This is a genomic window from Candidatus Jidaibacter acanthamoeba (assembly GCF_000815465.1).
In the GTDB taxonomy this organism is placed as follows: Bacteria; Pseudomonadota; Alphaproteobacteria; order Rickettsiales; family Midichloriaceae; genus Jidaibacter; species Jidaibacter acanthamoebae.
The window spans coordinates 1-4,147 of sequence record NZ_JSWE01000203.1 but is presented as its reverse complement, the minus strand read 5'-3'; the positions used below and the strand labels follow the sequence as shown (position 1 = coordinate 4,147).

Below are 4,147 nucleotides of genomic sequence, written 5' to 3'. Positions count from 1 at the left end.
CTGCTGAAAAAATTTGTAGTTGTTGTAATAAAAAGCTTAGTTTAAAAGGTTATCATCCGCTTGTGTATAGAACTCTTTTTGGGAAAATTTCGATAAAGAGTCCCAAGTTTTATCAATGCAGCTGCAAATCAAATAAGCAAATTAGTTTTAGCCCGTTATCAAAAATATTAAAAGAACGCATTTCTCCTGAGCTTAATTATTTACAGACTAACTATGCTTTGAATTTCTTTCTAATAAATTATATATTAATATTAATTGTTTTCTTGATAAGTATGGTTCTTTTTTGTTATATTAATACATAAAGACTATATTTCATAAATATGAATAATATATCTCTTATTGATTTAAAGCCTCAGATAGATTCCCTGCCCTACCCTATACCTAATATCTTGCTCTTATTAGCAAATTGCCCGATTCCGCCTCAGACTTATAAAGATATAATATTTGACTATAAGATTAGTAGCTCTTCTGAATTGCTTGGTATAAAATCAGATAATGAGTTTGTAGGTGTCATAGGCTTGGAAGTGTTGCATAATACAGGTATTATTAAACACTTTATGATATTACCTCAATATCAATACCAAGGCATAGGGACAAAGATAATAAAAACATTACCTATAAAATATGGTTTTAGCTCTTTACACGCTGAAGCAGATAATGAGACTGTTAATTTTTATACTAAGCTTGGCTTTATGGTGTTAAAGGTTGAAGACACCTCCTGCCCTAATCCTAAATACAACTGCACTCTAAATATTTAATGCTTTTTACTCATTCTATATGCTTCAGACCTCACAAATGTACTAAACCAAATTCCTAGCTTTTCTTTTTTAGCCTGCTCTTCTTCATTAATATAAACTGATATACTTAGTATATGCTACAGCATATCTGTTCCTTACCATCTCAGCATTTATACTTTGGAACTTATGATTATAACAGATACTGACCTCTCTTCTATATCTGTCTTTATTCTTACTAAAACAAAATACTTTGTTTTGATTAACTAACTTAACTAGGTAATCCTTTACCTCTATACCACATTACCACCCCCTGCCCTGTTTGGTTTTACATTTCTGGTTCTTTTCTACTGCGTCAATTCCATATAAACGTATTCTTTGGCTACCTATTATTATTGTGTCACCGTCAGTTATTTTAGCCTCTCCGTATAAGCTACCTTGGAATAAGTATCCTATCAACCTCAAGAAAGTTAGCCCTAAAATATCATTTCTTATTTTTCGCATTTTAAAAATTTAATAAAATTATATTTAATCTTAACATATATTTGGTAGCTGAATTTACTTAAATTATTTGTTTTAGAAGGTGGTCGCCGTAGCGACCAGTGCTTTTAAATAAATTACTCAGTTATTAAAGATGATAACAGTTCATTTAGCTAAGATTTTTGTTCGGTAGATAATTTAGTAATTTTGTTCTTCGATATACTTAGATTTGCTTTCTCTAATACAATAGTTATTATATTAGTTTTTTTATGATTAGGACTTTGTTTAGTATCATTTCTCTTAATAGGTTAATTAAACTGGTTATTTAAATACTTATTAATTAAAACAACATGTGACTCTGCTGAGCTTTTTGTTGAGCGTCATGGTAAATGCCCCCTGAAGATGGATAAAGTTTCAAAGATAATGACCCCCTAGTTTCAAATTATTTGCCCCCTTTTGCTTAGGAAAGGAAGAAGGGAGTTGAAAGAGGTACCTATAAGAAGAGAATGGTTCTTAGAAGGTTATCAAATAGGTAATAAACAGAAATGAGGAAACTAGAGATGACAGAAATAAGTGAAATACTGTACCGGTGGGTAAACGGAGTAAAGATTAAGGCAATATCAAGATCACTAGGAGTAGCACGTAATACGATAAGGAGCTTAATAAGAAGAGGATTGGAGTCGGGACTGAAGGTAGGAGATGATAGCAGGAAAGTAGATGAGATATCAGCAAATATAAGAGTTGAAAGATACAAGGTTAAAGAGAAGGAAGACTGGAGTGAACAAAAGCTTATAATATATGAAGGAGAAATAAAGGAGTGGTTGGGGGAAGAAAATATAACCATAAAACAAATATGGAGATTAATAAGTGAAAGAGGGGTTAAAATAAGTGAAAGCAGTGTGAGAAGATATATAAATAAAAGGATATTGGTTAGGAAGAACGCAACGATACATATAACTACGAAAGCCGGAGAAGAGGGGCAGGTAGATTACGGGAATGCAGGATTAATGGTAGATCCGAAAACAAAGAAGCTTAGGAAGGCATATATATTTATAATGACATTATCGCATAGCCGGATGAGGTATGTAGAGTATGTATTTAAGCAAGATGAGAGATCATGGATACAAAGTCATATAAATGCGTTTAACTATTATGGTGGAGTACCACAAAGGATTGTATTAGATAATTTAAAATCGGGAGTAATAAGCGCAGATATATATGATCCAACGATCAATAAAAGTTATGCTGAACTTGAAAGGTATTATGGATTTATAGCTGACCCGACTAAGGTAAGGCAACCACAGCATAAAGGGAAGATAGAAAGAAGTGTACTAATAGTAAAACAACAATTACTAGCGGGAAGGAAGTATAAAGATATAGAAGAAGCGAATGAGAAAGCAAAGGCATGGTGCAGAAATATAATAGCTAATCAGGTAACGAGGACTACCGGGAAGACGCCGAAGGAAATATATGAGAAGGAGGAAAAGGCTGCATTAAAGTACTTACCGAAAGGGGTGTTTGATATACCTGAGTGGGAGAAAGCAAAAGTCCATAGGGATCACCATGTAGTGTTCAGGGGTAATTTTTACTCTGTACCTACCACTTATATAGGCAATGAGGTATGGGTAAGAGGAGGATTAAGGGTAGTTGAGATATATTGTAATCATAAGATTATTAAGAGCCATATAAGAGAACATGAAAAAGGGAAATGGGTAACAGATGTAGAAGATTACCCTGAGAGTGTTAAGAAGTTTATCCAAAAAACACCTGAGAAGTGCTTAGAGGAAGCAGAATCTATAGGATTAAATACTTTAGAAGTTATAAAAGAAGTGTTAAGTGATATAAGCAATCAGAGGTTGAGAAAAGCCCAAGCGATACTAAGGCTAAGGGAACATTTTAGCGCTGATAGGCTGGAGAAGGCATGTAAGAGAGCATATAGTTATAAATGTTACTCATATAAGAATATAAAGAACATGCTTGAAAAGGGCATGGAGGCCAAAGCAATAGAAGAAGAATTTAGCATAGCAAAGCTAAATAATCCACAAGGATCCTATGTAAGGAGTGCGCAAGAGTTCTCAACAACCATGGAGGTACACCATGGATGAAGTAATTATAAGTAAATTAGCTAAAGAGCTAAGGTTAAGCGGTATGGTTGAGACTTTACCGCTAAGGTTACAGGAAGCAAAAAACAAAAGCTTAGCCTATGAGGAATTTTTAGGACTTATTTTACAGGATGAGAAACAAAGACGGGAATGTAAAAGTATAGCTCATAGAATAAAAGGAGCAAAATTCGAGGAAGAGAAGACATTCGAGAACCTTGATATGAAGAAATACTCTATGGAAGTAAGGCAAATAATAAATCACCTAATGAGCAATAAATATATAAAAGAAAAGCAGAATGTTATTATACTAGGCCCTACCGGAACCGGCAAAACCCATTTAGCTCAAGCATTAGGGCACCAGGCATGTCGTGCCGGTAAGAAAGTAAAATTTATAAGAGCCAATAACTTATTTAGCAAGTTCCAGGCAAGTAGGGCTGATGATTCTTGGAAAGAGATGATTACAGAGTATACTAAAACAGATTTACTAATCTTAGATGACTTTGGGCTTAAAGCTTTAACTCCTCTACAAGCATCAGATCTGTATGAATTAATTGCTGAAAAATATATAAGTAGCAGCTTTATTATTACCAGTAACAGAAAAACTGAAGGGTGGCTGGAACTCTTCCCTGAGCCGGTTATGGCTAATGCTGCTCTAGATAGAGTTGTGCATAAGAGCTATTGTATAGTGCTCGATGGAGAGTCTTATCGAAAAAATGCTATACCGAAACTTAATAAAGGAGAAATTGAAATGTAAACAATCTTGTTATATTTTGCACTTAGGGGGTCAAATAGACTGAAACTCTAAGGGGTCAATATCAATGACATTCAACA

5 protein-coding genes are annotated in these 4,147 nt (G+C 33.9%); 3 read left to right on the top strand and 2 right to left on the bottom strand.

Annotation, left to right across the window (positions count from 1 at the left end; genetic code table 11):
- Positions 1-320 precede the first annotated feature (320 nt).
- Positions 321-758, top strand: a complete 438-nt coding sequence (locus NF27_RS09380; RefSeq protein ID WP_039458811.1) for a GNAT family N-acetyltransferase — start codon at positions 321-323, stop codon at positions 756-758.
- A gap of 87 nt (positions 759-845) precedes the next feature.
- Here the strand turns inward: NF27_RS09380 and NF27_RS13340 are convergent, their stop codons facing one another.
- Both NF27_RS13340 and NF27_RS11435 read right to left on the bottom strand, forming a co-directional pair.
- A complete protein-coding gene (locus NF27_RS13340) occupies positions 846-1,031 on the bottom strand; it encodes a thermonuclease family protein (protein WP_084212929.1) in 186 nt (61 codons plus the stop codon).
- Between the two features lie 6 nt (positions 1,032-1,037).
- Positions 1,038-1,238, bottom strand: a complete 201-nt coding sequence (locus tag NF27_RS11435) for a thermonuclease family protein (RefSeq protein ID WP_053332748.1) — start codon at positions 1,236-1,238, stop codon at positions 1,038-1,040.
- 536 nt (positions 1,239-1,774) lie between these two features.
- Between NF27_RS11435 and istA the strand changes: the two genes are divergently transcribed.
- Together istA and istB are read left to right on the top strand one after the other, a co-directional pair.
- Positions 1,775-3,319, top strand: coding sequence for an IS21 family transposase (gene istA, locus NF27_RS09370; protein WP_039454914.1), 1,545 nt, complete (start codon positions 1,775-1,777; stop codon positions 3,317-3,319).
- Positions 3,312-4,070, top strand: coding sequence for an IS21-like element helper ATPase IstB (gene istB / locus NF27_RS09365; RefSeq protein WP_039454911.1), 759 nt, complete (start codon positions 3,312-3,314; stop codon positions 4,068-4,070). The genes istA and istB overlap by 8 nt, the downstream gene beginning before the upstream one ends.
- Positions 4,071-4,147: the final 77 nt, after the last annotated feature.

Bases quoted from the DNA above. Each gene is read 5' to 3' on its own strand.
- NF27_RS09380 (WP_039458811.1), top strand. From the start codon at position 321: ATGAATAATATATCTCTTATTGATTTAAAGCCTCAGATAGATTCCCTG.
- istA (WP_039454914.1), top strand. From the start codon at position 1,775: ATGACAGAAATAAGTGAAATACTGTACCGGTGGGTAAACGGAGTAAAG.
- istB (WP_039454911.1), top strand. From the start codon at position 3,312: ATGGATGAAGTAATTATAAGTAAATTAGCTAAAGAGCTAAGGTTAAGC.
- NF27_RS11435 (WP_053332748.1), bottom strand. From the start codon at position 1,238: ATGCGAAAAATAAGAAATGATATTTTAGGGCTAACTTTCTTGAGGTTG.